Genomic DNA, 22,905 nt, shown 5'->3' with positions numbered 1-22,905 from the left:
GAAATGACGACTCCGAAGGGGCTGTAACTAATATTGATTTTTATCCAATAAATTAAGCCTCAGGGTGACAAACTTAGTTTTATATCTCGGTACTATAAACCGATCTGATGGCGTCGCGCAAATTGTATTTAGAAGCCATAACCTCACCATAAGCACCTGCGCTACGGATAGCAAAAATATCACCCCTGAACGACTCAGGTTGCTCAACCTCTTTACCAAAACAATCGGTACTCTCGCAAATTGGCCCTACGATATCGTACTTAAATAAGCCTGGAGTTTGGACCTTGGAGTTTGGGGTTTGAGATAAGTTCTCTATTTTGTGATAAGCCTGGTACAATGCCGGACGCATCAATTCAGTCATACCTGCATCTAACACCACAAAATTCTTTTTCTTACCTTTTTTGATGTATAAAGCACGTGTAATTAACGAAGCTGATTGTCCAACCAATGCCCTACCCAGTTCGAAATGTACTTCCTGGCCGGCTTTAACTTCTAAAAATTCATTGAAAATTTTAAAGTAGGCTTCAAAGTCAGGAATCTGGTTATCAGGATTGTGATAATCAATACCCAAACCACCACCAACGTTTAAAACTTTTAGGGTAAAGCCTTTATCTTCAAACCAGGTTGCAAACTCATTTACACGAACGCAAAGGTTTTTATAAACATCTAAATTGGTAATCTGCGAACCAATGTGGAAGTGGATTCCAATGAATTTTAAGTTAGCAGAAGCTTTTAACGTTTCAGCACATTCAGGTAAATCCCACGAGTTGATACCGAATTTATTTTCATCCAAACCAGTTGTAATGTTGTGGTGTGTGTGCGCATCTACATTCGGGTTGATACGGATAGCTACCTGAGCCGTTTTACCCTTTTTAGCAGCCAATTCGTTTAACACTTCCAGTTCCTGGATCGACTCTACATTGAAGCAAAAAATATCAAGATCAAGTGCTTCGTTTATTTCCTTATCTGATTTACCCACTCCGGCAAAAACAATCTTACCGGCTTCAAACCCTACTTCAACGGCCCTTCTCACCTCGCCTGCACTCACGCAATCGGCACCGAAACCAATACCTTTAATCTGTTCAAGCAAAACAGCATTGAAGTTGGCCTTCAACGCGTAATGAATGTGAAACTTGTACGGAGCAGCAGCATCTGCGCAGGTGCGCAAAGTTTTCTGCAACAACTCAGTATCATAATAGTAAAAAGGTGTTTCTATATTGTTAAACTTTGATATATCTTTATCGGCGAACATGTTCAAATTCCTTATTATAATTTTAATTTTATTCTTTGGGCTGGTATATATAGGTAACTACCTCGATTTAAAGCACGGAAGAATTACCCATAAACAATACAATGGCAAAATTCGGTTTTTTATCGTTTTACTGCTCATTGTATTATTTCTCATATTTATCAAAAAATGAAGATAGCAGCAGCCCTATTTATTGTGCTTATCCTTTCGCTTGGCTTATTTAACTCTTGCAAAAAGTATAAAAACGGACTATTACCAGCAAGCTTTCTGGCGGTTCATTTCCTTATCGGATTGCTCGTAATAGCCGGTGCGTTTTTTCTCTTATTCGAATAAACGGTTGTGCAGGCTTCTTAAAGCTTCTGTTTTATATTCGCTTAAAATTAAAAGCGAAACGTTGTAATTGCTGCCACCGTAAGAAATCATGCGGATTGGAATGTGTTTTAAACCTTCCAAAACCCTACTTGCAAAACCATGTTTTTCAGAACCGAAATCGCCTACAACACATACAATACTGTGGTCGGTATCTACTTCTACCGTTCCGAAACTTTCCAGTTCTTCGATAATCTGTGGTAAATGAGCAGTTTCATCAATCGTTAACGATACGGCCACCTCAGAAGTGGTAATCATATCGATTGGTGTTTTATAGCGTTCAAATACTTCGAAAACCCTGCGCAAGAAACCATAAGCCAATAACATACGACTCGATTGGATACGGATTGCCGTAATACCATCTTTGGCTGCAATTGATTTGATTTTGCCTTTTTCACTATCGTGCGTAATTAAAGTACCGGCAGCGGCTGGCTCCATGGTATTTAACAAACGAACCGGAATTTTATATTTCTGTGCCGGAAAAACCGACTGAGGGTGTAAAATTTTCGCACCAAAGTAAGCTAACTCGGCCGCTTCATCAAATGATAACTGGGCAATTGGCTTAGTTCCTTTCACAATACGTGGATCGTTGTTGTGCATTCCGTCAATATCCGTCCAGATTTGAACTTCTTCGGCCAGAATTGCAGCACCCAATAACGATGCAGTGTAATCACTTCCACCACGGCGCAGGTTATCTACTTCGCCGAAACTGTTGCGGCAAATGTAACCCTGGGTAATAAACAGCTTGTTATCTTTATGCTGTTCCAATAATGGCATTAAATGTTTGGTGGTAAAAGGAATATCCGGTTCGTTATCCTCATCCGTTTTCATAAAATCTAAAGCCGGCAGCAATACCGATGGTACGCCGATAGATTTTAAATAGATGTGGTATAAAGTTGTAGATAACAATTCGCCTTGCGCCAAAACAACTTTTTCTTCAATTGAAGTAAAAAGGTCGTTAGCCAAACCAGCTAAAAAGCCAAAGTGGTAATCAATTACTTCATTTCCCTGCTCCTGAAATTCGGCAGCCGGCAAAAGTTCTATTACAAAGGTTTTATATTTTTGGTAAAGGTTTTCAACGCACTCGCTTCCCTTCTTCTTATCACCAGCTAAAAAATGATTTGCAATTTCTACTAAACTGTTTGTGGTACCAGACACAGCTGATAGCACCACAATCTGCTCTTCATTTGGATTAATGATATCCAATAATTTCGTCATGCGCTCGGGACTACCTACAGAAGTACCCCCAAATTTTAATATTTTCATCTAGTTCTTTGTTGTTTTTTCCAGCGAAAAAGCAGCGGTAACTTCTAAGTTTACAACTATTTTAAAAAAGTTACAGTCTACCCACTTTAATACCGGATTTTCTTTATTATTGTATCGGGGCGTGAAAATAAGCAAAACAAGCTTAAAAGCAACATCCTCAACAAAATAAAATTTGGATGAATGAAAATAAATGGGTTTTTAGCCAAACTTCATCCATCAAAATTTGTTCAATACCAGATATTAAATTTAAAAAACAGCTCAATGCAAGCAATTGATCAATCAACGCAAGCCACAATTAATCAGTGGTTAAGTGGAAATTATGATGAGAATACCAAGGCCGAAATTCAGGCTCTTGTTGATAAAGATGCAACTACCGAATTAACAGATGCCTTTTATAAAAGTTTAGAGTTTGGTACCGGTGGTTTACGAGGTATTATGGGGGCTGGTTCAAACCGCATTAACAAATATACCATTGGTACAGCTACACAGGGCTTGGCCAACTATTTAAACAATAAATACCCTAACGAAAAAATTAAAGTTTCCATTGCGCACGATAGCCGCAACAATTCTGACTATTTTGCTAAAATTACTGCCGATGTTTTCTCAGCAAATGGCATTCACGTTTATTTCTTCTCTGCATTAAGGCCAACTCCCGAATTGTCTTTCGCAGTGCGTCATTTCGGCTGCAAAAGCGGTGTGATGTTAACCGCATCGCACAATCCGAAAGAGTATAATGGCTACAAAGCTTATGGTGCTGATGGTGGCCAGTTTACTTCTCCTGATGATAAGCTAGTAATTGATGAGGTAAATAAAATCAAAAGCATTGATGAGGTTAAATTTGACCGCGTAGATGCAAACATCGAATTAATTGGTGAAAATGTAGATAAACTGTATCTGGATGGTATTACTGCCTTGTCGATCTCGCCAGCAGCCATTAAAAGACAGCACGATTTAAAAATTGTGTTCTCTCCTATCCACGGAACCGGTATTACCCTGGTACCGAAAGCACTTGAGCAATTTGGTTTTACCAATGTAACGGTGGTTGAAGAACAAAGCAAACCGGATGGAAATTTCCCTACGGTTGTTTATCCAAACCCTGAGGAAAAAGAAGCCCTTACTTTGGCCATGAACAAGGCGAAAGAAATCGATGCCGATTTGGTTTTAGCTACCGACCCTGATGCCGACCGCGTGGGTATTGCCGTGAAAGACAATAATGACGAGTGGGTATTATTAAACGGTAACCAAACCGGTTGTTTATTAATTAACTATTTATTATCTGCCTGGCAGGAAAGCGGAAAACTGGATGGCAATCAATTTATCGTGAAAACAATTGTTACCTCTAACCTGATTGAGGAAATTGCCAAAAAGAAAAACGTAACCTACTACAATACTTTAACCGGCTTTAAATATATCGGCCAGTTAATGACTGAACTGGAAGGTAAAAAATACTTTATTGGCGGTGGCGAAGAAAGCTATGGTTACCTGATTGGCGATTTGGTACGCGACAAAGATGCGGTAGTTTCTGCAGCGTTTATTGCCGAAATGACCGCTTATTATAAAGATAAAGGTGCCAGCCTATACAATGCTTTGTTAGATATGTATGTAGAGTACGACCTTTATAAAGAAGACCTGGTATCCTTAACCAAAAAAGGAAAAACCGGTGCTGAAGAAATTAAAGCCATGATGGTTAAATTCAGAGAGAACCCTCCTGCCAGCCTTGGTGGTTCTAAAGTTTCGGTACTTAAAGATTACGAATTAAGTCAGGAAACGGATTTAGCTACTGGTAAGGTGACCAAACTGGATTACCCAACCTCTGATGTTTTACAGTTTATTACTGCCGATGGAAGCATTGTTTCTGCCCGTCCGAGTGGTACCGAACCAAAAATTAAGTTCTACTGCAGTGTAAACGCACCTTTAGCCGATAGAAAAGATTTCGAAAAAGTAAATACGGCTTTGGGCGATAAAATTAAAGCGGTAATGACTGATTTGCAGGCATAAAAAAAATTAATTTAGATAAAGTGCTAGCCTTTCAGGCGGCGATAAACACAGATGAATAGTTTTTCATCTGTGTTTTTTGTTTAAGCCGTATTAATGTTTGGCCACAGATGTACAGATTATCACTGAGAAATAACGATAAAATGACAGGAGAATTTTCTGTGTGCTCTGTGAATCCGTGGCAAAAAAACAAATGCACATCTGCGACTGGTTAGCCAAAGATGCACCGATTAATGCGGAGGAATAGCGATAAAATGAAAGGGAAATTTTCTGTGTGCTCTGTGAATCCGTGGCAGAAAAACACATGTAAATCTGCTACTGGTTAGCCAAAGATGCACCGATTAACACTGAGAAATAAAGATAAAATGACACGAGATTTTCTGTGTACTCTGTGGATCCGTGGCAAAAAAAACATATATGCATCTGCGACTGGTTAGCCACAGATGCACCGATTAACACTGAGAAATAAAGATAAAATGACACGAGATTTTCTGTGTGCTCTGTGAATCCGTGGTAGAAAAAACATATGTTCATCTGCGACTGAATAATTCAATCTGTTTTTTCTTTGCTGCAACCAATTTCTTTAATACTTTTGCAGCTCAATACCCATGTTCAAAAGAATTCTGATATATCTTTTAGTAATCTGTACAATTTCCAATTGCTACATGCAGTTAATTGTGTACTCGGGTTACCAAATGAATAAAGAATATATTACGAGTGTATTTTGTATTAACAATGCTCACCCTGAGCTACATTGCGATGGTCAGTGTTTCCTGGCTAAAAAATTAAAAGATTTAGATGGTAAGAACAAGCAGGCACAAGAAAACCTGAAACGGGTTGTTGAGGCCGAACCAGGCTTTAAGCTTGTTGTACTTAACCATACTATCCCATTCTTTATCATAAAATCAGAAAGTGGTTATCTGGAAAAACCAGTTAAAGACCTTTCTATTTCTATTTTTCATCCACCGAAAACGGTTTAAGTATTTTTTAATTCGCGGTTTTTGTTTGTCATGCTGAGCGCAACGAAGCATCTCATTAAGAACGGCCAAATCTGTTATTCCATGTAATATTAATTTCTGCCAATTATTCCAGAGATTCTTCATTGCATTCAGAATGACAGTAACATTTTTTTACTTATCCAATTTTCTTAAAATGAAATTAACAACATACTTATTGACATTATTGTGCCCTGCCCTACTTTTAACTTCCTGCAAAAAAGACAACAATGAAACCGCTACAGAAACTAAATCAAATTTCACTATCGAGTTCGACAACCAGGTAAACGGAAGTACTTTAGTTTTAAATACTGCAACTTACAAAAATGCTAAGGGCGAAGATTTTAAAATCAATGTATTTAAATACTACGTTAGCAATATTAAATTAAGCAAAGCCGATGGCAGCAGCTATCTTATTCCGGAAAGCTACTTTTTAATCGATGCTTCAAAAGCAGAATCTACAAACATTACCTTAAAAGATGTACCAACCGGCGATTATACCAAAATCGAATATACCATTGGTGTAGATTATGCCCGTAATTTTGCAGGAGCCCAAACGGGTGCTTTAGATCCAATAAATGGCATGTTCTGGACCTGGAACAGTGGTTATATCTTTGTGAAACTGGAAGGTACATCTCCACAATCTATAGCGGCAAACAATGCACTTACCTTTCATATTGGCGGTGTAGTTGACCCAAACAACACCATCAGAACATTTGCTACCGAAATTAATGCAGCCAATCCACTTCGCGTTAGAACAGACAGTAAACCCAAAATGCACTTTATTGTAAATGCTGCAGCTTTGTTTACCGGTAAAACCGATGTTAGTTTTTCTGCATTGAACTTTACAATGGGTGGGCCAAATTCGGTAATTGTGGCAAATAATTATGCCAGTGGATTATTCCGTTTAGATCATATCCACAATTAAATGCTGAGGAAAACAACCGTCTTCGCAATGCTTGTTTTAAGCATTGCGTTGATGTATGCCTGCAGTAAGAACGAGGATGAGGCAATTCCGCAAGAAACTAAAATTGCTTTCAGCGTTCCTTCAAATTTCCCTGCTCCGGCATACAATTTCGAAGATAACAAGCTAACCAATGCTGGTTTTGCATTGGGCAAGAAACTATTTTATGATGCCCGCTTATCGGCAGATAAAAGTGTTTCGTGCGGGAGCTGTCACCAGCAATTTGCGGCTTTTACGCAACTCGATCATAAAGTAAGTCATGGCGTAAACAATTGTCAGGGCAAGCGCAATACGCCGCCTCTGGTTAATCTGGCCTGGCAAAAAGCGTTCTTCTGGGATGGTGGTGTAAAAAACATCGAAACTTCGCCGTTAAATGCCATCACCGATGCCTGCGAAATGGGTACAGATATCCAAACCATCGTTGCTTTTTTAAAAGCCACCGCGCCATATCCAGATATGTTTAAACAGGCATTTGGTTCAACTGAGATTAATTCGCAACTGATACTGAAATCCATTACCCAGTTTACCGCCATGCTGGTTTCGGCCAATTCAAAATACGATCAGGTAATGCGCAAAGAAGGTGGCGCTGCTTTTACGGCGACCGAGCAGGCTGGTTATACGCTTTTTAAAGAAAAGTGCAGTTCTTGTCATGCCGAACCTTTTTTCACCGATTTGTCTTATCGCAGCAACGGTTTAGATTTGGTGAGCGCTGATGAGGGCCGGTCGCATATTAGCAGCGTAAAGACTGACTTTGGCAAATTCCGTGTGCCTACGCTACGTAATATCGAATATACCAGCCCTTACATGCACGATGGCCGTTTTTACAGTCTTGATGAAGTACTAAACCACTACGATTCTGGCGTAAAAGCAGCCGAAAACCTGGATGCTTCCTTAAAAAACGGCATCCGGTTAAATAGCTCAGAAAAAGAGCAGATTAAAGCATTTTTAAAAACATTAACAGATCATGAGTTTATCAAAAATACACTATTTAGCGAATCGTAAATTATTCATTCTAGCTTTCCTGCTGTTAGGCAGTAAGGCTTTTGCATGCGATATTTGTGGCTGTTTTATGGGCATTACCCCCTATTACAACCGCAATAGCATTAGCCTGCTATACCGCTACCGCTCATTTAACGGTTACGAAGGGCAATCACATTCGCTGTTTCCAAACGGTGGAAAATTCTTTATTCCGGCCCGTAGCCAGGATTCACCAATTACCGGCCATGCAGGTAATCCGAACGACTACGAATTATACCGCTCGCTGGAAGTGAGAGGTAAATATTTTATTGGCAACAGATTAGAAGTGAATGCTATTTTGCCTTATGTTTCTAATAGCGAGCGTTATAATGGCTATACCTCAACCATTGGTGGTGTAGGCGACATCAACGTATATGCTGGTTATCATCTGGTGCAAAAGCTTGATGCCAACTTTAAACAACAGCTTATTGCAGGTGCCGGAATTAAATTGCCTACCGGAAAAAATGATTTCAAAAATTCAGCCGGTATCCGTTATTCTTCGCTTATGCAGGCCGGAACCGGCAGTACCGATGGTTTTATTTACCTGAACTACCTCGTTGGCCTGGGTAAATTTGGCGCAAGTTTAAATACATCTTACAAGGTAAATGGCACCAACAGTCGCGATGAGGGAATTGCCAACAGTACAACTAGTTTCCTTAACATTTTCTATAAACAAAGCATTGGCAAAGATTGGCAGGTTATGCCTTCGGCACAGTTCTTTTACGAGTATTCGGCCGGCGAAAAATACAAAGGACAAAAAACTGGTGAACACGTAATGAACAATTTAATGGGCGGTATAGGTGCAGATATCTTTTATAAAAACGTTGCATTAAATATCGGGGTTCAGAAAAATATCTGGGAAGCCGAAACCGACCACCCGATGAGTGCCGGCAAGGCTTACGTTGGACTTACTTATAATTTTTAATCCATAAAAATGAAAAAACAAATAACGTTTGTAATGGGTGCCTTAACGATCTTTTTCACTGCCTGCAAAACGGAACCCAATGCCGAAGCCGTGCGTAAAGAGGTTTTAAACATCCACGATAAGTTAATGATTGACGGGGAGAAAGTTGTAAAAAACAAAATGAAGCTCGATACCCTCTTGCTTTCCGATAAATTTAAAAAATCACCAGATTCTGCAATTTTAAAACAAAATGTAAGGGATTTAATTGTTCGCTTAAATGCATCCGACGAAAAAATGATGGATTGGATGCATTATTTCAAAGATGATTTTAAAGGTAAAACCGCGCAAGATGACTTGGATTATTACAAATCACAAATGATCAAAATCCGTGAGGTGGAAGATGGCTATATTAAAGTTACCCGCCAATCAGATTCGGTTTTAAAAGTTTATAATATTAAGTAGTCAGAGGTCGGGAGACGGAAGTCGGAAGATATGATGCATGCTGGTAAGCGAGTATATGCATCTTCACTTCAGTCTTCTTACTTCCGCCCCCGGACTTTATAAAAAATAGATATGAAAAAATTAAGCATTTTAATAATCCTGATGGGATTAGGCTCATTCGCTGTAAATGCGAATCCGATTATCACGAAGCAAAAAGAGGCAGTGGTTGATTCTGCTAAAAAAGTAGTAACAGACCTGGTTTGCAAAATGAAAATAAAAGCAGCATCGGCGAAAACTACCGTTTACAATAAAGAAACCTACTTTTTTTGTTCCGAAAGCTGCAAACAGAAGTTTATAGCCGAACCAGCGAAGTATGTGAAGAAGTAAATCCAGGGTATCACCTTAAAGAGATGCTGAAATAAATTCAGCAAGACGATATATCAAGCAAACTAAGGATCGTATATTTACATTTTTTAAATTCAAAACATGAATAAAATCATTTCTTATGCAGCAGCCGGCCTGTTGTTCGTTTCTATATTTACCGCTTGCAAACAAGAAAAAAAACTTCCATTCTATGGCGAACGCCATGCAGAGATAGTTAAAGATGCTGCCGGAGTAGAAAAAATTGATACAGTTTACCAAACCATTCCCAACTGGGCTTTTTTAAACCAAGACAGTGTTTTAACCACCAATAAAGCAACGGATGGAAAAATTTATGTTGCCGATTTCTTCTTCACCTCTTGCACCACCATCTGCCCTACCATGCACCGCAACTTAATGACGGTTTATAACGATTTTAAAAGCAATCCGGATGTGATGTTCGTTTCGCATACCATCGATTTTAAATACGATAAACCATCCGCATTAAAAAAGTACGCTAAAAAACTAGGGGTTGATGGCCCGAAATGGCAATTTCTTTATGGCAGCAAAGACAGTGTTTACACGCTGGCCGAAAAGAATTATTTAGTTGCTGTTGGTGAAGATAGCACTGCAAAAGACGGCTATATCCATCAGGGCTATCTGGTTTTAATCGACAAAGATCGCCGGATCCGGGGCGCTTACGATGGAACCAAGGAAGACCAGGTGGAGCAACTAAAAAAGGACATTCCGGTTTTACTGGCAGAATACAAAAAATAATAATCTAAATCGTCATTTCGACTGAAGCGAAGCGTAACGGAGAAATCTATCCTTATAGATTCCTCGGCTCTATTTCATTCCACTCGAAATGACGATCATCACAACAAAACATCCATGCGCAAGTACATCATCAACTCTATTTTTTTGCTTTCAGTTATTGCTGTTATCGTTTCCTGCCAGAATCAGGAAACCATCGATCTGCAAAATTACATGTCGAACGGAAAAGACATTTACAAGAGCAGGTGTCAAAATTGTCATGGCGAAAATGGTGAAGGCTTAGGCGAACTTGCCCCACCTTTAACCGATTCGGTTTTCTTAAAAACAAATAAAGCGCGTCTGGCTTGTTTTATTAAAAACGGTGCTAACGAAACTTTAGTTATTCACGGCAAGGAGTACAAAGAAAAAATGCCTGCCTTCCCTGAACTGGCCGATATTGATGTAGCGCAAGTAATGGTTTACATCACCAATTCTTTTGGTAATAAGCAAGGTTTTGTACCCTACCCGGAAGTTTCGAAGCAATTGCAGAATTGTAAGTAAAGTTATGCTAAAGCTAGCTCCCAACCTTATTTTTTTAGATTTATTGAGATGATAAAATAAATTCTGCATAACGAGCATCTCTATTAAAATTTTGCATTCTTAGCACCTTTCTGCTTAAAAAAACACATCTTTGCGCAAAATGCAGGTTGTTCTATCGCTGTCCCGATTTATCGGGAGAGAGGAAAGTCCGGGCAACGCAGGGCATCCCGCTTTCTAACGGAAAGGGGTTCAGGATTGAAAACCTGAATTACGGAATAGTGCAACAGAAAATATACCGTTCCGAATCCGCTTGCGGCATCGGAATAAGGGTGAAAACGTGCGGTAAGAGCGCACGAGCGTTGCAGGCGACTGCAGTGGATTGTAAACCCCGGGAGTTGAAAGACCAAATAGGCTAACGCATGTAGGGCTGCCCGTCCGATGTTAGTGGGTAGGTCGTTAGAGATAAACGGCAACGTTTATAGTGGATAAATGATAGAAGTCTTGAGCAATCGAGAAACAGAACCCGGCTTATAGACCTGCATTTTTTTATTTTATTCCACTAATAAAGCTGCTTTCGTTTCACCCAGTTTTAAGGCCTCTTCATCGCTCAGTACCGGAAACTTTAAATCCAGATTTTTCAATCTATCTTCAATAATTTCGCTAATAGCTAAACGGGCAAACCACTTTTTATCTGCTGGAATAATGTGCCACGGCGATTGGGCTGTACTTGTTTCATTAATCGCATCCTGATAGGCTTCCATGTATTTATCCCACAAAGCCCTTTCCTTAATATCGCCGGAAGAAAATTTCCAGTTCTTGGTCGGGTCTTCTATCCTATCCAAAAAGCGCTGTTTCTGTTCATCCCTGCTTACATTTAAAAAAAATTTAAGAATTACAGTACCATTTGCGGTTAAATGTTGCTCAAAATTCCGGATGCTTTGATAACGCTGGTTCCAAAAGTCTTTATTGATCTTTTTCACCTCAGTTATCCCCGGAATATTTTCACTCAATACATATTCGGGATGTACTTTACATACCAGCACATTTTCGTAATGCGAACGGTTATGTATCCCAATACGCCCACGCTCTGGTAAGGCTTTATAATGTCGCCACAAAAAATCGTGCTGGTACTCTTCAGATGTAGGTACTTTAAAGCTATACACCTGGCATCCCTGCGGATTCAGTCCGCTCATAACATGTTCTATTGCGCTATCTTTTCCTGCAGCATCCATCGCCTGAAAAATAATCAGAACCGAATGTTTTCCCGAGGCATACAGTTTCTCTTGTAAATGATCGAGCTCTATCTTGGAATTTACCAACGCATCTTTTGCTTTTTCCTTATTATAACCCCCAGTAAAGTCGGTTTTATGGTTTTTTAATGAAAATTTCTTGTCCCCTTGTACAATTAATCCCTTAAATTCGTTTTTCATACCAATACATATTTTAAATAAACAGGTGCATCAATAATTTAAATATAGAACTAAAAAATAAGTAAATTAAATACGTTAATTTGCATACAGAGTTTTTTTATATTTAGCGCCTTAGCATTTACTACAAGATCATCTTAACCAATATGTTTAAAGAGATAAAAAACAAGTACTTACGTTATTTTTCCATTGTTCTATTTTTTGTAATAATTTTCTTTTCTGCGCTTCAACTTAATTTTTTGTGGCTATTTGGCTATTCTCCCAGTGTACGCGACATCAAAGCGCCAACCCTCCGTGTTGGTTCAGAGCTTTACACTGCCGATGGTAAACTAATTGGCCGCTACTTTAAAGAGAACAGAACCCCCGTAAATTACGAAGAAATTGCCCCAAGTGTAATACAATCATTGGTGGCTACAGAAGATGTACGTTTTTACAAACATTGGGGAATTGATGTACAGGCTGTAGGCCGTGCAGTGGTTGGTTTGGGTAAAGATGGTGGTGCCAGTACCATTACACAACAACTGGCCAAAAACCTCTATCGTACCCGCTACAACAAATCGCAGGGCTTATTGGTAAAAATACCCTTGGTGCGCACTTTAATTGTAAAATTAAAAGAATGGATGACAGCAGTAAAGCTCGAATCTAACTATTCAAAAAACGACATCATTACGATGTACCTCAATACGGTTTCCTTTGGTAACAACACTTATGGTATTAAAACAGCCAGCAGGATTTATTTTGATAAAGAAGCCAAAGACCTAAGCACAACCGATGCAGCCATGCTGGTAGGGATGCTCAAAGGAACTACCCTGTACAACCCAACCAAAAACCCCGCAAAGGCACTTGAAAGAAGAAATGTGGTGCTTGCCCAGATGAACAAATATAAATATCTGAGCAAAGACAGCTTAGCCCAGCTATCAAAAGAGCCTATTAAACTGAAAGAAGGTAAAATGCAGGATGGCAGCGATGGCGATTCTTATTTAAGGGCAGCTGTGGCTAAATACCTCGAAAAATGGTGTACCGATAACGGTTACGATTTATATGAAGATGGTTTAAAGATTTACACCACCATCGATTCTAAACTTCAAAAATACGCTGAAGAAGCCGTTGCCGACCAGATGCGAATTTTGCAACGCAGGTTTTACAACGTATGGGGTAACGAAGATCCCTGGTACGATTCGGAGAAGCAAAAAGTAGATTATCCGGATAGGGCCATGAAAAACCTGCCGATTTATGCAGCGTTGCAAAAGAAATTCCCTAATAATCCAGATTCTGTCCTGGCCTATTTTAATAAAAAGAAAAGGATGCAGATTTTTACCTATAAAGGCGATCGAGATACACTCTTTTCTACTTTAGATTCGATCCGTTATTATGGAAAGATCATGAACACGGGTATGATGACCATGGAACCTGCCAGCGGAAAAATTAAGGTTTGGGTGGGCGGAATTGACCACAAATTTTTCAAATACGATCACGTTAACCAGTCTAAACGTCAGGCGGGCTCTACTTTTAAACCTTTCGCTTACCTTACAGCTTTAGAACAAGGCATGAGTCCTTGCGATAAGTTTACCGATAAACCGGTTAAAATTGCTTACCAGGATAAAGGCCAAACCAAATACTGGGAGCCTAAAAATGCCGATTACAGCATCACATACCGCGAAATGAGCTTAAGATGGGCCATGGCCAGATCAGTAAATACTATTACTGCACAGGTTACCGAAAAAGTAGGCTGGGATAATGTAGTAAAATATGCACACGAATGCGGTATTGATAGCCATTTAGAATCTGTTCCATCGGTAAGTTTGGGTTCAAACGATGTTACTGTTTATGAAATGGTGAAGGCTTATGCCACTTTCATGAACAAAGGCATTAAAACCGATCCGATATTAGTTGAGAAAATTACCGATCAGGATAATAATGTAATTGACGAATTTAAGCCTAAAACCAAAAGGGTTTTAACAGAAGAAATTGCCTGGTTAATGACCTACATGTTCCGTGGTGGTATGGAAGAACCCGGAGGAACTTCTCAGGCACTGTGGGAATGGCCAAACTTATTCAGAAAAAACAATCAGATTGGCGGTAAAACAGGAACTTCATCTGATTATGTAGATGCCTGGTATATGGGCTTAACCAAAGATTTGGTAACAGGTGTTTGGGTGGGTTGCGACGAAAGAACTGCACACTTTAAAAATGGCGAACAAGGAGAAGGTTCGAGAACTGCATTACCTATTTTTGCCAAATTTATGGAAAAAGTTTACCTCGATCCTAGTACTGGCTACACATATGGTCCTTTCCCAAAGGCTACAGTTGATATTACCCGTACCTACAACTGCCCTAGCCCGCAAATTGTTAGAGATACCACTTCAACCGATAGCGTAATGGTTGACTCGACTGAATTTATAGTACCAGAAACTCCGGAAACAGCTACCCCAGTAGTCGTTGAACCTGAAGTTAAAAAGGAAGAAAAGAAACCAGAACCAGTTCAAACCCCACCTGCAGCAACTGTGCCCCTAACCAAAAAAGAGGAACGCGAACTGAGAAGGAAACAACGCCAGGAAGAACGGGAGAAGAAAAAAAACGAGAATAACAACAATTAAAGGATTTTCCTGCAATAAACTTTCGGCTAACCCAATATTTTGGGTTAGCCGAAAACCTTAAAAAAATGTTAAAATTTCTATAGTATTTTAAACAATTGCTATTTTTATTTTCCAAATCTCATACCATTTCATTTTCGTAAATTATTGAACATCGATACTAAAACTACACATATGAAAATAGGCTCTACTTTATTAAAGCGATATGTTACTTTATCGCTCCTGCTTATTCTTTCACTCTCTGTAAAAGCCCAATATTTTGGCCAAAATAAGGTAAGGTATAAAAAACTCGATTTTGAGGTCCTACAAACACCCCACTTCGAAATCTACTACTACATTAAAAACCCTAAGCTGCTAAAACGCTTTTCGCAGGATGCCGAAACCTGGTATAAAATGCACCAGGAGATTTTCAGAGATACTTTTTTAAAGAAGAACCCGATTATCTTATACAATAACCACCCTGACTTTCAACAAACTACTGCGCTGAACGGCGAAATCGGAATTGGTACCGGCGGGGTTACTGAGGCCTTAAAAAACCGCGTTATTATGCCGGTTATGGAGCTGAATAGCCAAACCAGACACGTTTTAGGTCACGAGCTGGTTCACGCTTTTCAATATCACCTTTTACTGGAAAAAGACTCGATTAGCCTGGAAAATGTAGGTCAAACACCACTTTGGATGGTTGAAGGGATGGCTGAATATCTTTCTATCGGGAAAAAAGATGCCTTTACCTCGATGTGGATGCGCGATGCGATGTTAAACCGCGATATCCCTTCGCTAAAAGATTTAACAAATTCTAATAAGTATTTTCCATATCGCTATGGACAGGCATTCTGGACTTATATTGGTTCTCAATATGGCGATACGACTATTGTTCCGTTATTTAAGAATACGGCAAAATATGGTTACGAAAATGCCATCAAATATACCTTTGGTTACGATGATAAAACCTTATCCGGCCTTTGGAAAAACTCGATCGATGCGCATTACAAACCCATGCTAAAAGCAGATAGTTCGCAGATTAAAATTACGGGAACTAAAATTATCGATAACAAAAATGCCGGTAACATGAACGTTGCCCCTGCCCTTAGCCCTGATGGCAAATACCTGGCGTTTATGTCAGAAAAAGACCTCTTTGGTATCGATTTGTTCCTTGCCGATGCCAAAACCGGAAGAATTATCAGAAAACTTAGCAGTCAGATTTCTAATGGCCACATTGATGATTTCAACTTTATAGAATCAGCCGGGGCATGGTCGCCAGATAGTAAACAGTTTGCCTTCAGTATTTTCAGCCATGGAAAAAACCAAATGATGGTTATTGATGTAGCAACTGGTTCTACTGTATCGCAAACGGCAATGGGAAAAGTGCAGCAATTTGGCAATTTAACCTGGTCGCCTAACGGAAAAGATGTAGCATTCTCAGGTATGGTTGAAGGTCAGAGTGACATCTTCTCTTACAACCTGGATACGAAAGTTGTAACCCAAATTACCGACGATGTGTATTCTGATTATGCACCGAGCTACTCTCCTGACGGTAAAAAACTGGTATTTTCGTCTGATCGCGCAGCCATTCAGGCCAATACTGTAAATGCTGTACTTCCAATTAATTTAGCAGTTTACGATATCTCAGCAAAAACGGTAACCAACCTGGATGTATTCCCAGGTGCAAATAACCTTAATGCGCAATTCTCTGCTAACAGCCAAAACATTTATTTCCTATCCAACAGAGATGGTTTCAGGAATTTATACAAATACAACTTTGCAGATAATACCGTAGATCAGTTAACTGATTACTTCACCGGTATCAGTGGTATCACCGAATTTTCGCCTGCCATTTCAGTATCTGCAACCGATGATATTGTTTACAGTTACTATCGTTACCAACGTTACACCCTATATAATGCTAAATTAAGCAGTTTTAAAGCCAAACGTATTGGCAATCAGGAAGAAAATTTCGATGCCGCTATTCTGCCGCCAATGGAAAATATTGGCGTTAACATCATCAATTCGAACCTGAACAATTTCGACCGTTTCGAAAAAACGGTAGCCGATTCGATGAAAGTAGTTCCATACAAACCAAAGTTCAGGTTAGATTATCTGGCAAATAGTGGAGTTGGTGTATCAACAAGCCGCTTCGGAACAGGTATTTCTGGCGGTATTGTAGGTATGTTTAGCGATATATTAGGAACAAACCAGATTATCGCAAACCTTTCGGTTAACGGAGAAATTTACGATTTTGGTGGCCTGGTTGGCTATATCAATCAAAAAAGCAGAATTAACTGGGGAGTTGCAATATCACACATCCCTTACGTTTCGGGTTTTAGCTCATACGGGTTTGAAAAACTACCTGCAAACAATAATTCTTCTACAGATGCCATTAATTACCGTACCGATATCATCAGGACTTTTGAAGATCAGGTTCAGATTTTTGGAGCCTATCCTTTTAGTAAAATACACCGTTTTGAGTTGGGTGGCGCCTTTTCACATTATAGTTATCGCATAGATCGTTATAGCAACTACTATAATCCTGGTGGTTTTTATCTTGGATCTGACAGAAGCAAAATTTCAAATGATCAGGCTTCCCTGGATTATGGGATTCCATTTAATTCTTTCACTTTATATCAGCTAAATGCTGGCTTTATCGGTGATAATTCTATTTTCGGTTTAACAGCACCGCTTGATGGCTTTAGGTACCGAGTAAGTGGAGAAAAATACCTTGGAACCTATAATTTTGCTGGCGTAACGGCCGATTTGCGCAAATACTGGAGAGCTAAACCGGTTACTTTTGCAGTAAGAAGCTATAACACTTTAAGAATCGGTAAAGATGCAGATAAGCTTTATCCAATGTACCTGGGCTATCCATACCTCATCAGGGGTTATGAATCTAACTCGATCTATAAAACAACATCTGCAAGAGCGTCAGAATCTTTTGATATTAACCAGTTAAGTGGTAGTAAAATCGCTGTAGTTAACTTTGAGATACGCCTGCCTTTTACCGGACCGAAAAAACTGGCAGCGGTTCCTTCTAAATTTCTATTCTCTGATTTAAACCTTTTCTTTGATGCAGGTGTAGCCTGGACTAACGATACTAAAGTAGTTTTCAAAAGTGAACCAACTTATACAGATGTTCCTGTAAAAGATGATAACGGTAAGGTTATTGGTTCTTACCAAACCACAAACGAACGTGTACCGGCTTTAAGTGTTGGTGTATCGCTACGGGTAAATGTTTTTGGCTATTTTGTATTGGAGCCTTATTATGCCATTCCTTTTCAGCGTAAAGATGTTAAAGCCGGTGTGTTTGGCTTAACCTTTGCACCGGGCTGGTAATCATTAATTAAAAAGCACTAGTTATAAAAAAAGCGATCGGGTTACTGATCGCTTTTTTTGTAGGATATGTTTTTATTAAGATAGGCTATTGAATGATAACTTAACCTGGTTGGTTATGTTTCGGTGTAAAAGGATATTTTCGAAATCCAGTCCAATGGTTAAATCAATCCAATCTGGATTACATGATCGCACTAAACGTTCTTTTTGCATGCGGGTAAACCTACTAATTGCTTTAAAACGAACCAAAGCCTGGGCTTCTGATTTAAACTCTTCAAAATAAACTAAACGGGTTAATTGCATTCCATTATCAAAGAATAAGTTTGGCATCTGTTTGTAGAAATCTAATGTCTTAATCAAATCAGAACTCATGCCTACATGCATGCTGGTGCGATTTCTGTCGGTAACGATATAAACAAACTTTTTCATGATCTTATGTTTAAAAATTAAAACTAAACTATTTAGTATATCTTCTTGCAATTAAAAATAATATTACTAACTTTATGAGCATAAAATTACTAACTATTTTAGTAATTCCAAATTTATTTTAAAATTTATTTTTATGTCAAATATTTCAAATAATTTAAAGTACCTCAGGAAGAAAAAAGGCCATACACAGCAAAATTTCGCTGATATTATGGAAATTAAAAGATCTTTAATCGGCGCCTACGAGGAAGACCGTGCTGAGCCTAAATATGAATTACTAAAAAAAATAGCAGAATATTTTGACTTAACCATTGATGAATTCATCAATGAAAAAATTTCGGACAGCTGGAAACCAAAGCCAAAAAGCCAGGGATCGAACCTACGGGTACTGAGTATTTCAGTAGATCAAAACGATCGGGAAAACATCGAGCTTGTGCCGGTTAAAGCCAGCGCTGGTTACCTGAATGGTTTTTCAGATCCACAATATATAAGCGACCTGCCAAAATTCCAGCTTCCTCTGCCTGCTTTAAGGCAAGGTACTTTCCGCGCATTCGAAATTATGGGCGATAGCATGTTACCTGTTCAACCGGGCAGTGTAATTATTGGCGAATACCTCGATAACTGGAACGAAGTAAAAACTGGCGAAACCTATGTCATTATTAGTAAAAATGAAGGTGTAGTATATAAAAGAGCTGGTAACCGTTTTAAAGAAAACAAAGACCTGAAATTAATTTCAGATAATAAGGTTTACGATGCTTACACCATTGCTGCTGAAGATATTTTAGAAATCTGGAAGGCAAAAGCCTATATTTCTACTTCTTTACCAGAGCCTGCACCAGACCCAACAATGGAAACCCTGACCCAAATGATGGCCCAAATGCAGAAATCAATTTCGCAGTTGAATAAAAATTAACATTTTTTTAACAAGCTCCGATTAAACCGTTTACATTTTTTTACATCTATCAGTTTAACAAACACATAAAAAATTAAACATGAAAAGAGCAATTTTAACCATAGCAATTGCAGTAATGGGCTTAACAGCTGCATTTGCTCAACAAGACACTACAAAAAGGGCAAGAAGACAAATGCCTAAAATGACAGCTGAACAGCGTGCTGAAAGAGTTACCGCTAAAATGGAAAAAGAGCTAAGCTTAACAGCCGATCAGAAGTCGAAAATTTATGCGATCCAACTGGAAAATGCAAAAACCATGGATACCTGGAGAAATGCAGACCAGGGCGATATGAAAGATAAAATAAAAGATCGTAAAGCAGCTATGGATGCGCAAAAAGCCAAAATAGATGCCGTTTTAACTGCCGATCAAAAAACCAAAATGGATGCTTTCCGTGCAGAAGCCAAAGAAAAAGCAGGTAAAATGAGAAAAGGATTGGGCGGTAGAGGTAAAAAAGACAAAGAGCCCGTGGTTTCTAATCCACCTTCGCAGGGATAAATTGAGTAAAACGTAATTAATTATATTTTTAAAAGCGTTCCGGTTATTCGGAACGCTTTTTTTACTTTTGACCAATGCGTAAAATAGAGCAGTTCCTTAACAGCAAACTCCAAGAACGGAAGGATAACCTTTCGATCAGAAACCTGTCTACCAACCTCCCTCCTGTTGATTTTTGTTCTAATGATTATTTGGGTTTTGCGAGATCAATCGAATTACAGCAACTTGTTTCTGATCTAAGCAGGCAGATACCTAATTATAAAAATGGCTCTGGAGGTTCGCGCTTATTGAGTGGCAACACTGCTTATATAGAAGAAACCGAGCATTTCATTGCAAATTTTCACGGTGCAGTAAGTGGCTTAATCTTCAATTCGGGATACGATGCTAATGTTGGGCTCTTATCAAGCATTCCACAGCGTGGCGATACCATTATTACTGATGAACTGGTTCATGCCAGTATTATAGATGGTTGCCGTTTAAGCCATGCTACACGTTATAAATTTACGCATAACGATATAAATGTGCTCGAAGCGAAACTCAAAATGGCGCAAGGAAACATCTTTGTGGTAGTAGAAAGTGTTTATTCGATGGATGGCGATACTGCTCCTTTAACCAGTATGGCTGAACTTTGTGCGCAATACGAGGCTAATTTAATTGTCGATGAAGCGCACGCTACTGGTATTTTTGGCGAAATGGGTAAAGGCCTGGTACAACAACTCAATCTTACCGATCAGGTATTTGCAAATGTAGTTACTTTTGGCAAAGCCATAGGCGCTCATGGGGCAATAGTACTGGGTAGCCCAAACCTGCGCCATTACCTTATTAATTTTGCGCGGTCGTTTATTTACACCACCGCAGCGCCCATTCATAATATCGTTACTGTAAAAGCAGCCTACCAGTTATTGGGTAAAACAGATCACACTATCATTCATCAAAAGATTGCGCTTTTTAGAAAGTTACTTAAAGAAAAAAACATACAGGCCTTAAACAGTGAAAGCGCTATACAGGGCATTTTATTTTCTTCGAACGAGCAGGCTAAACAAGCAGCAACAGCCTTACAACAAGCAGGCTTTGATGTAAGGGCTATTTTAAGTCCAACTGTTGCGTTGGGCAAAGAGCGACTACGCATTTGCCTCCATACTTTTAATACTGATGAGGAAATTACCTCGCTGGTTAATCACCTAAATGAATTTCAACTTAATGGCTAAATATTTTATTACCGGCATTGGCACCGGCATTGGCAAAACACTGATTAGTGCAATAGTAACCGAAAAACTCAAGGCCGATTACTGGAAACCAATCCAATCGGGCGATCTTGATACCAGCGACAGCCTAACCATTGGCAGCTTAATTTCAAATACTAAAACTGTCATCCATTCTGAAAGCTACCGTTTAACTCAGCCCTTGTCGCCGCATTTATCGGCCAAACTGGATGGAATTGAAATTGACCTTAATCAGATTAACATACCCGTAACAGCAAATAACCTGATTATTGAAGGCGCTGGTGGTTTAATGGTTCCGTTAAACGAAACCGAACTGATTATCGATTTAATCAAAAAACTAGACGTTGAAGTAATACTGGTTTCGCAAAACTACCTGGGCAGCATTAACCACACTTTACTATCGCTCGATCTGCTCAAACAATATCATATTCCGGTTAAAGGAATCATTTTTAACGGTGATGAGAATGCGGAAACTGAAAGATACATTCTGCAGTATAGTCAGGCAAAAAAGCTGGGCTATGTACCACAATTAAGCCAGATTGATCGGGAGCAAATCGTATTAGCTGGCGAATATATTTCACTTTAAGAACTTAAAAAAACTAATATCTATTGTCATTCTGAGCCTATCGAAGGACTTCAATAAGCTATTTTGAAGCATTTCGACAGGCTACCATTGACAGCCCCAAAAGAAGAATCGTCATTTCGACCGAAGCAACGGGTTTTTCACCGGTAGCGAAACGGAGAAATCTATAAAGACAGATTTCTCGGCTACGCTGCACTTCGCTCGAAATGACGAATCCGAAGCGGCAGTCGCTAATATTGATTTTTATCCAATAAATTAACCCTCAACGTGACAATCTTGAAAATAAATTGTGCTATGGGGCATCCTCCCAATTAACGTTCAGTTAAATAACCACTCTTTTTAAGAAAATCTGCCCATACCTGATAGCCTGCAGGAATAAGGTGCAAGCCATCTTTAGTGAGCTCGGCTCTTAAATGTTTATCCTGATCGGTAAAGTTCGGATAGAGATCGATAACGGTTACGTTTTTTGCCGCAAATTGCCTGATCTGATCATTCAGCCACAAAATATGCTCGTCTTTACCATAATGATTTCTAAATTTTTCGAAAGAACTGTTTACAGGTAAAAGGGTGTTGAAATAGATGTGGGTTTTCTTCGATCCCTTTCTTATTCTGCTGATGATGCTTTTATAATTCCTTAAAATCACACTATCCGGAATATTCCGCGAAATATCGTTAATACCAATCAGGATGAAAACTTTAGCAGGTTTGCCATCAATTACATCCTGCAAACGTTCCAGTACCCCAAAGGTAATATCGCCTGAAATACCCCTGTTTTTAGCCTGTGGCAGATCTAATAATTTAGCCCAATCGGTACCAGCGGTAATGCTGTTGCCCAGAAAAACAAAATCCTTTTTCGATTTCGGATCAGCTTTAAATTTTGCAACCAGCTCTACATATTTACCCGGACGATAAGTGCTATCCCATTTTACTACCTGGGCCTGTACCGGCTTAAAATTTAACAGTATGAGCGCAAAAGTAAAAACCAGTAACCTGTTTAAAAATGTTTTCATTTAATTTTTATAAAAGCCTA

Annotated in this window: 20 protein-coding genes and 1 other RNA gene; 16 read left to right on the top strand and 5 right to left on the bottom strand. The window is 39.1% G+C overall.

Annotation, left to right across the window (positions count from 1 at the left end):
- Window positions 1-79 precede the first annotated feature (79 nt).
- Both lysA and DBR40_RS11940 read right to left on the bottom strand, forming a co-directional pair.
- On the bottom strand, window positions 80-1,252 hold the full coding sequence (gene lysA / locus DBR40_RS11945) for a diaminopimelate decarboxylase (RefSeq protein WP_124559964.1): 1,173 nt from the start codon (window positions 1,250-1,252) through the stop codon (window positions 80-82).
- A gap of 318 nt (window positions 1,253-1,570) precedes the next feature.
- Window positions 1,571-2,884, bottom strand: coding sequence for an aspartate kinase (locus DBR40_RS11940; RefSeq protein WP_124559963.1), 1,314 nt, complete (start codon window positions 2,882-2,884; stop codon window positions 1,571-1,573).
- 261 nt (window positions 2,885-3,145) lie between these two features.
- Between DBR40_RS11940 and DBR40_RS11935 the strand changes: the two genes are divergently transcribed.
- From DBR40_RS11935 to rnpB, 10 genes are all read left to right on the top strand, one after another.
- The gene (locus DBR40_RS11935) at window positions 3,146-4,882 is read left to right on the top strand and encodes a phospho-sugar mutase (RefSeq protein WP_124559962.1); all 1,737 of its coding nucleotides are present in this window, start codon (window positions 3,146-3,148) and stop codon (window positions 4,880-4,882) included.
- Between the two features lie 605 nt (window positions 4,883-5,487).
- Window positions 5,488-5,859 (top strand): hypothetical protein, encoded by a 372-nt coding sequence (locus tag DBR40_RS11930; RefSeq protein WP_124559961.1) that lies wholly within the window; start codon window positions 5,488-5,490, stop codon window positions 5,857-5,859.
- Between the two features lie 172 nt (window positions 5,860-6,031).
- Window positions 6,032-6,802 (top strand): MbnP family protein, encoded by a 771-nt coding sequence (locus tag DBR40_RS11925; protein ID WP_124559960.1) that lies wholly within the window; start codon window positions 6,032-6,034, stop codon window positions 6,800-6,802.
- On the top strand, window positions 6,803-7,840 hold the full coding sequence (locus DBR40_RS11920; RefSeq protein WP_233603874.1) for a cytochrome-c peroxidase: 1,038 nt from the start codon (window positions 6,803-6,805) through the stop codon (window positions 7,838-7,840).
- Window positions 7,803-8,780 (top strand): transporter, encoded by a 978-nt coding sequence (locus tag DBR40_RS11915; protein WP_124559959.1) that lies wholly within the window; start codon window positions 7,803-7,805, stop codon window positions 8,778-8,780. Before DBR40_RS11920 ends, DBR40_RS11915 begins: the two co-directional genes overlap by 38 nt.
- A 9-nt stretch (window positions 8,781-8,789) precedes the next feature.
- Window positions 8,790-9,221, top strand: a complete 432-nt coding sequence (locus DBR40_RS11910) for a hypothetical protein (protein ID WP_124559958.1) — start codon at window positions 8,790-8,792, stop codon at window positions 9,219-9,221.
- Between the two features lie 111 nt (window positions 9,222-9,332).
- Window positions 9,333-9,587, top strand: coding sequence for a YHS domain-containing protein (locus tag DBR40_RS11905; protein ID WP_124559957.1), 255 nt, complete (start codon window positions 9,333-9,335; stop codon window positions 9,585-9,587).
- A 99-nt stretch (window positions 9,588-9,686) separates the two neighbouring features.
- On the top strand, window positions 9,687-10,337 hold the full coding sequence (locus DBR40_RS11900; protein ID WP_124559956.1) for an SCO family protein: 651 nt from the start codon (window positions 9,687-9,689) through the stop codon (window positions 10,335-10,337).
- Window positions 10,338-10,451: 114 nt separating this feature from the next.
- Complete coding sequence (locus tag DBR40_RS11895; protein WP_124559955.1) at window positions 10,452-10,874, top strand: c-type cytochrome; 423 nt, start codon at window positions 10,452-10,454, stop codon at window positions 10,872-10,874.
- A 138-nt stretch (window positions 10,875-11,012) separates the two neighbouring features.
- Window positions 11,013-11,400: RNase P RNA component class A (gene rnpB / locus DBR40_RS11890), an RNA gene on the top strand.
- A gap of 4 nt (window positions 11,401-11,404) precedes the next feature.
- Here the strand turns inward: rnpB and DBR40_RS11885 are convergent.
- Window positions 11,405-12,283 (bottom strand): polyphosphate kinase 2 family protein, encoded by an 879-nt coding sequence (locus tag DBR40_RS11885; RefSeq protein WP_124559954.1) that lies wholly within the window; start codon window positions 12,281-12,283, stop codon window positions 11,405-11,407.
- Window positions 12,284-12,426: 143 nt separating this feature from the next.
- Between DBR40_RS11885 and DBR40_RS11880 the strand changes: the two genes are divergently transcribed.
- Window positions 12,427-14,877, top strand: coding sequence for a transglycosylase domain-containing protein (locus DBR40_RS11880; RefSeq protein WP_124559953.1), 2,451 nt, complete (start codon window positions 12,427-12,429; stop codon window positions 14,875-14,877).
- A gap of 171 nt (window positions 14,878-15,048) precedes the next feature.
- Window positions 15,049-18,201 carry a peptidase MA family metallohydrolase gene (locus tag DBR40_RS11875; protein ID WP_124559952.1) on the top strand — a complete coding sequence of 1,051 codons (3,153 nt, stop codon included), beginning with the start codon at window positions 15,049-15,051 and terminating at the stop codon, window positions 18,199-18,201.
- Window positions 18,202-18,276: 75 nt separating this feature from the next.
- Here the strand turns inward: DBR40_RS11875 and DBR40_RS11870 are convergent, their stop codons facing one another.
- Entirely contained in the window at window positions 18,277-18,627 is a 351-nt protein-coding gene (locus tag DBR40_RS11870) for a GIY-YIG nuclease family protein (RefSeq protein WP_124559951.1), read from the bottom strand.
- A gap of 133 nt (window positions 18,628-18,760) precedes the next feature.
- Here DBR40_RS11870 and DBR40_RS11865 point away from each other — a divergent pair, with 133 nt between their 5' ends.
- The 4 genes from DBR40_RS11865 (at window position 18,761) to bioD (ending at window position 21,878) form a co-directional block, all read left to right on the top strand.
- Window positions 18,761-19,537, top strand: a complete 777-nt coding sequence (locus DBR40_RS11865; protein ID WP_124559950.1) for an XRE family transcriptional regulator — start codon at window positions 18,761-18,763, stop codon at window positions 19,535-19,537.
- A 79-nt stretch (window positions 19,538-19,616) separates the two neighbouring features.
- Entirely contained in the window at window positions 19,617-20,072 is a 456-nt protein-coding gene (locus tag DBR40_RS11860; protein WP_124559949.1) for a hypothetical protein, read from the top strand.
- A gap of 74 nt (window positions 20,073-20,146) precedes the next feature.
- Window positions 20,147-21,277: an aminotransferase class I/II-fold pyridoxal phosphate-dependent enzyme gene (locus tag DBR40_RS11855; protein ID WP_124559948.1), complete on the top strand. Its 1,131-nt coding sequence runs from the start codon at window positions 20,147-20,149 to the stop codon at window positions 21,275-21,277.
- Window positions 21,255-21,878, top strand: coding sequence for a dethiobiotin synthase (bioD, locus tag DBR40_RS11850; RefSeq protein WP_233603873.1), 624 nt, complete (start codon window positions 21,255-21,257; stop codon window positions 21,876-21,878). The genes DBR40_RS11855 and bioD overlap by 23 nt, the downstream gene beginning before the upstream one ends.
- A 308-nt stretch (window positions 21,879-22,186) precedes the next feature.
- Here the strand turns inward: bioD and DBR40_RS11845 are convergent, their stop codons facing one another.
- The gene (locus DBR40_RS11845) at window positions 22,187-22,885 is read right to left on the bottom strand and encodes a GDSL-type esterase/lipase family protein (RefSeq protein WP_124559947.1); all 699 of its coding nucleotides are present in this window, start codon (window positions 22,883-22,885) and stop codon (window positions 22,187-22,189) included.
- Between the last annotated feature and the right edge of the window lie 20 nt (window positions 22,886-22,905).

Origin of the sequence: Pedobacter sp. KBW01, from assembly GCF_003852395.1 — a bacterium.
Classification (GTDB): domain Bacteria; phylum Bacteroidota; class Bacteroidia; order Sphingobacteriales; family Sphingobacteriaceae; genus Pedobacter.
The sequence above is the reverse complement of the archived record's forward strand: the minus strand, read 5'-3'. Positions and strand labels throughout refer to the sequence as shown.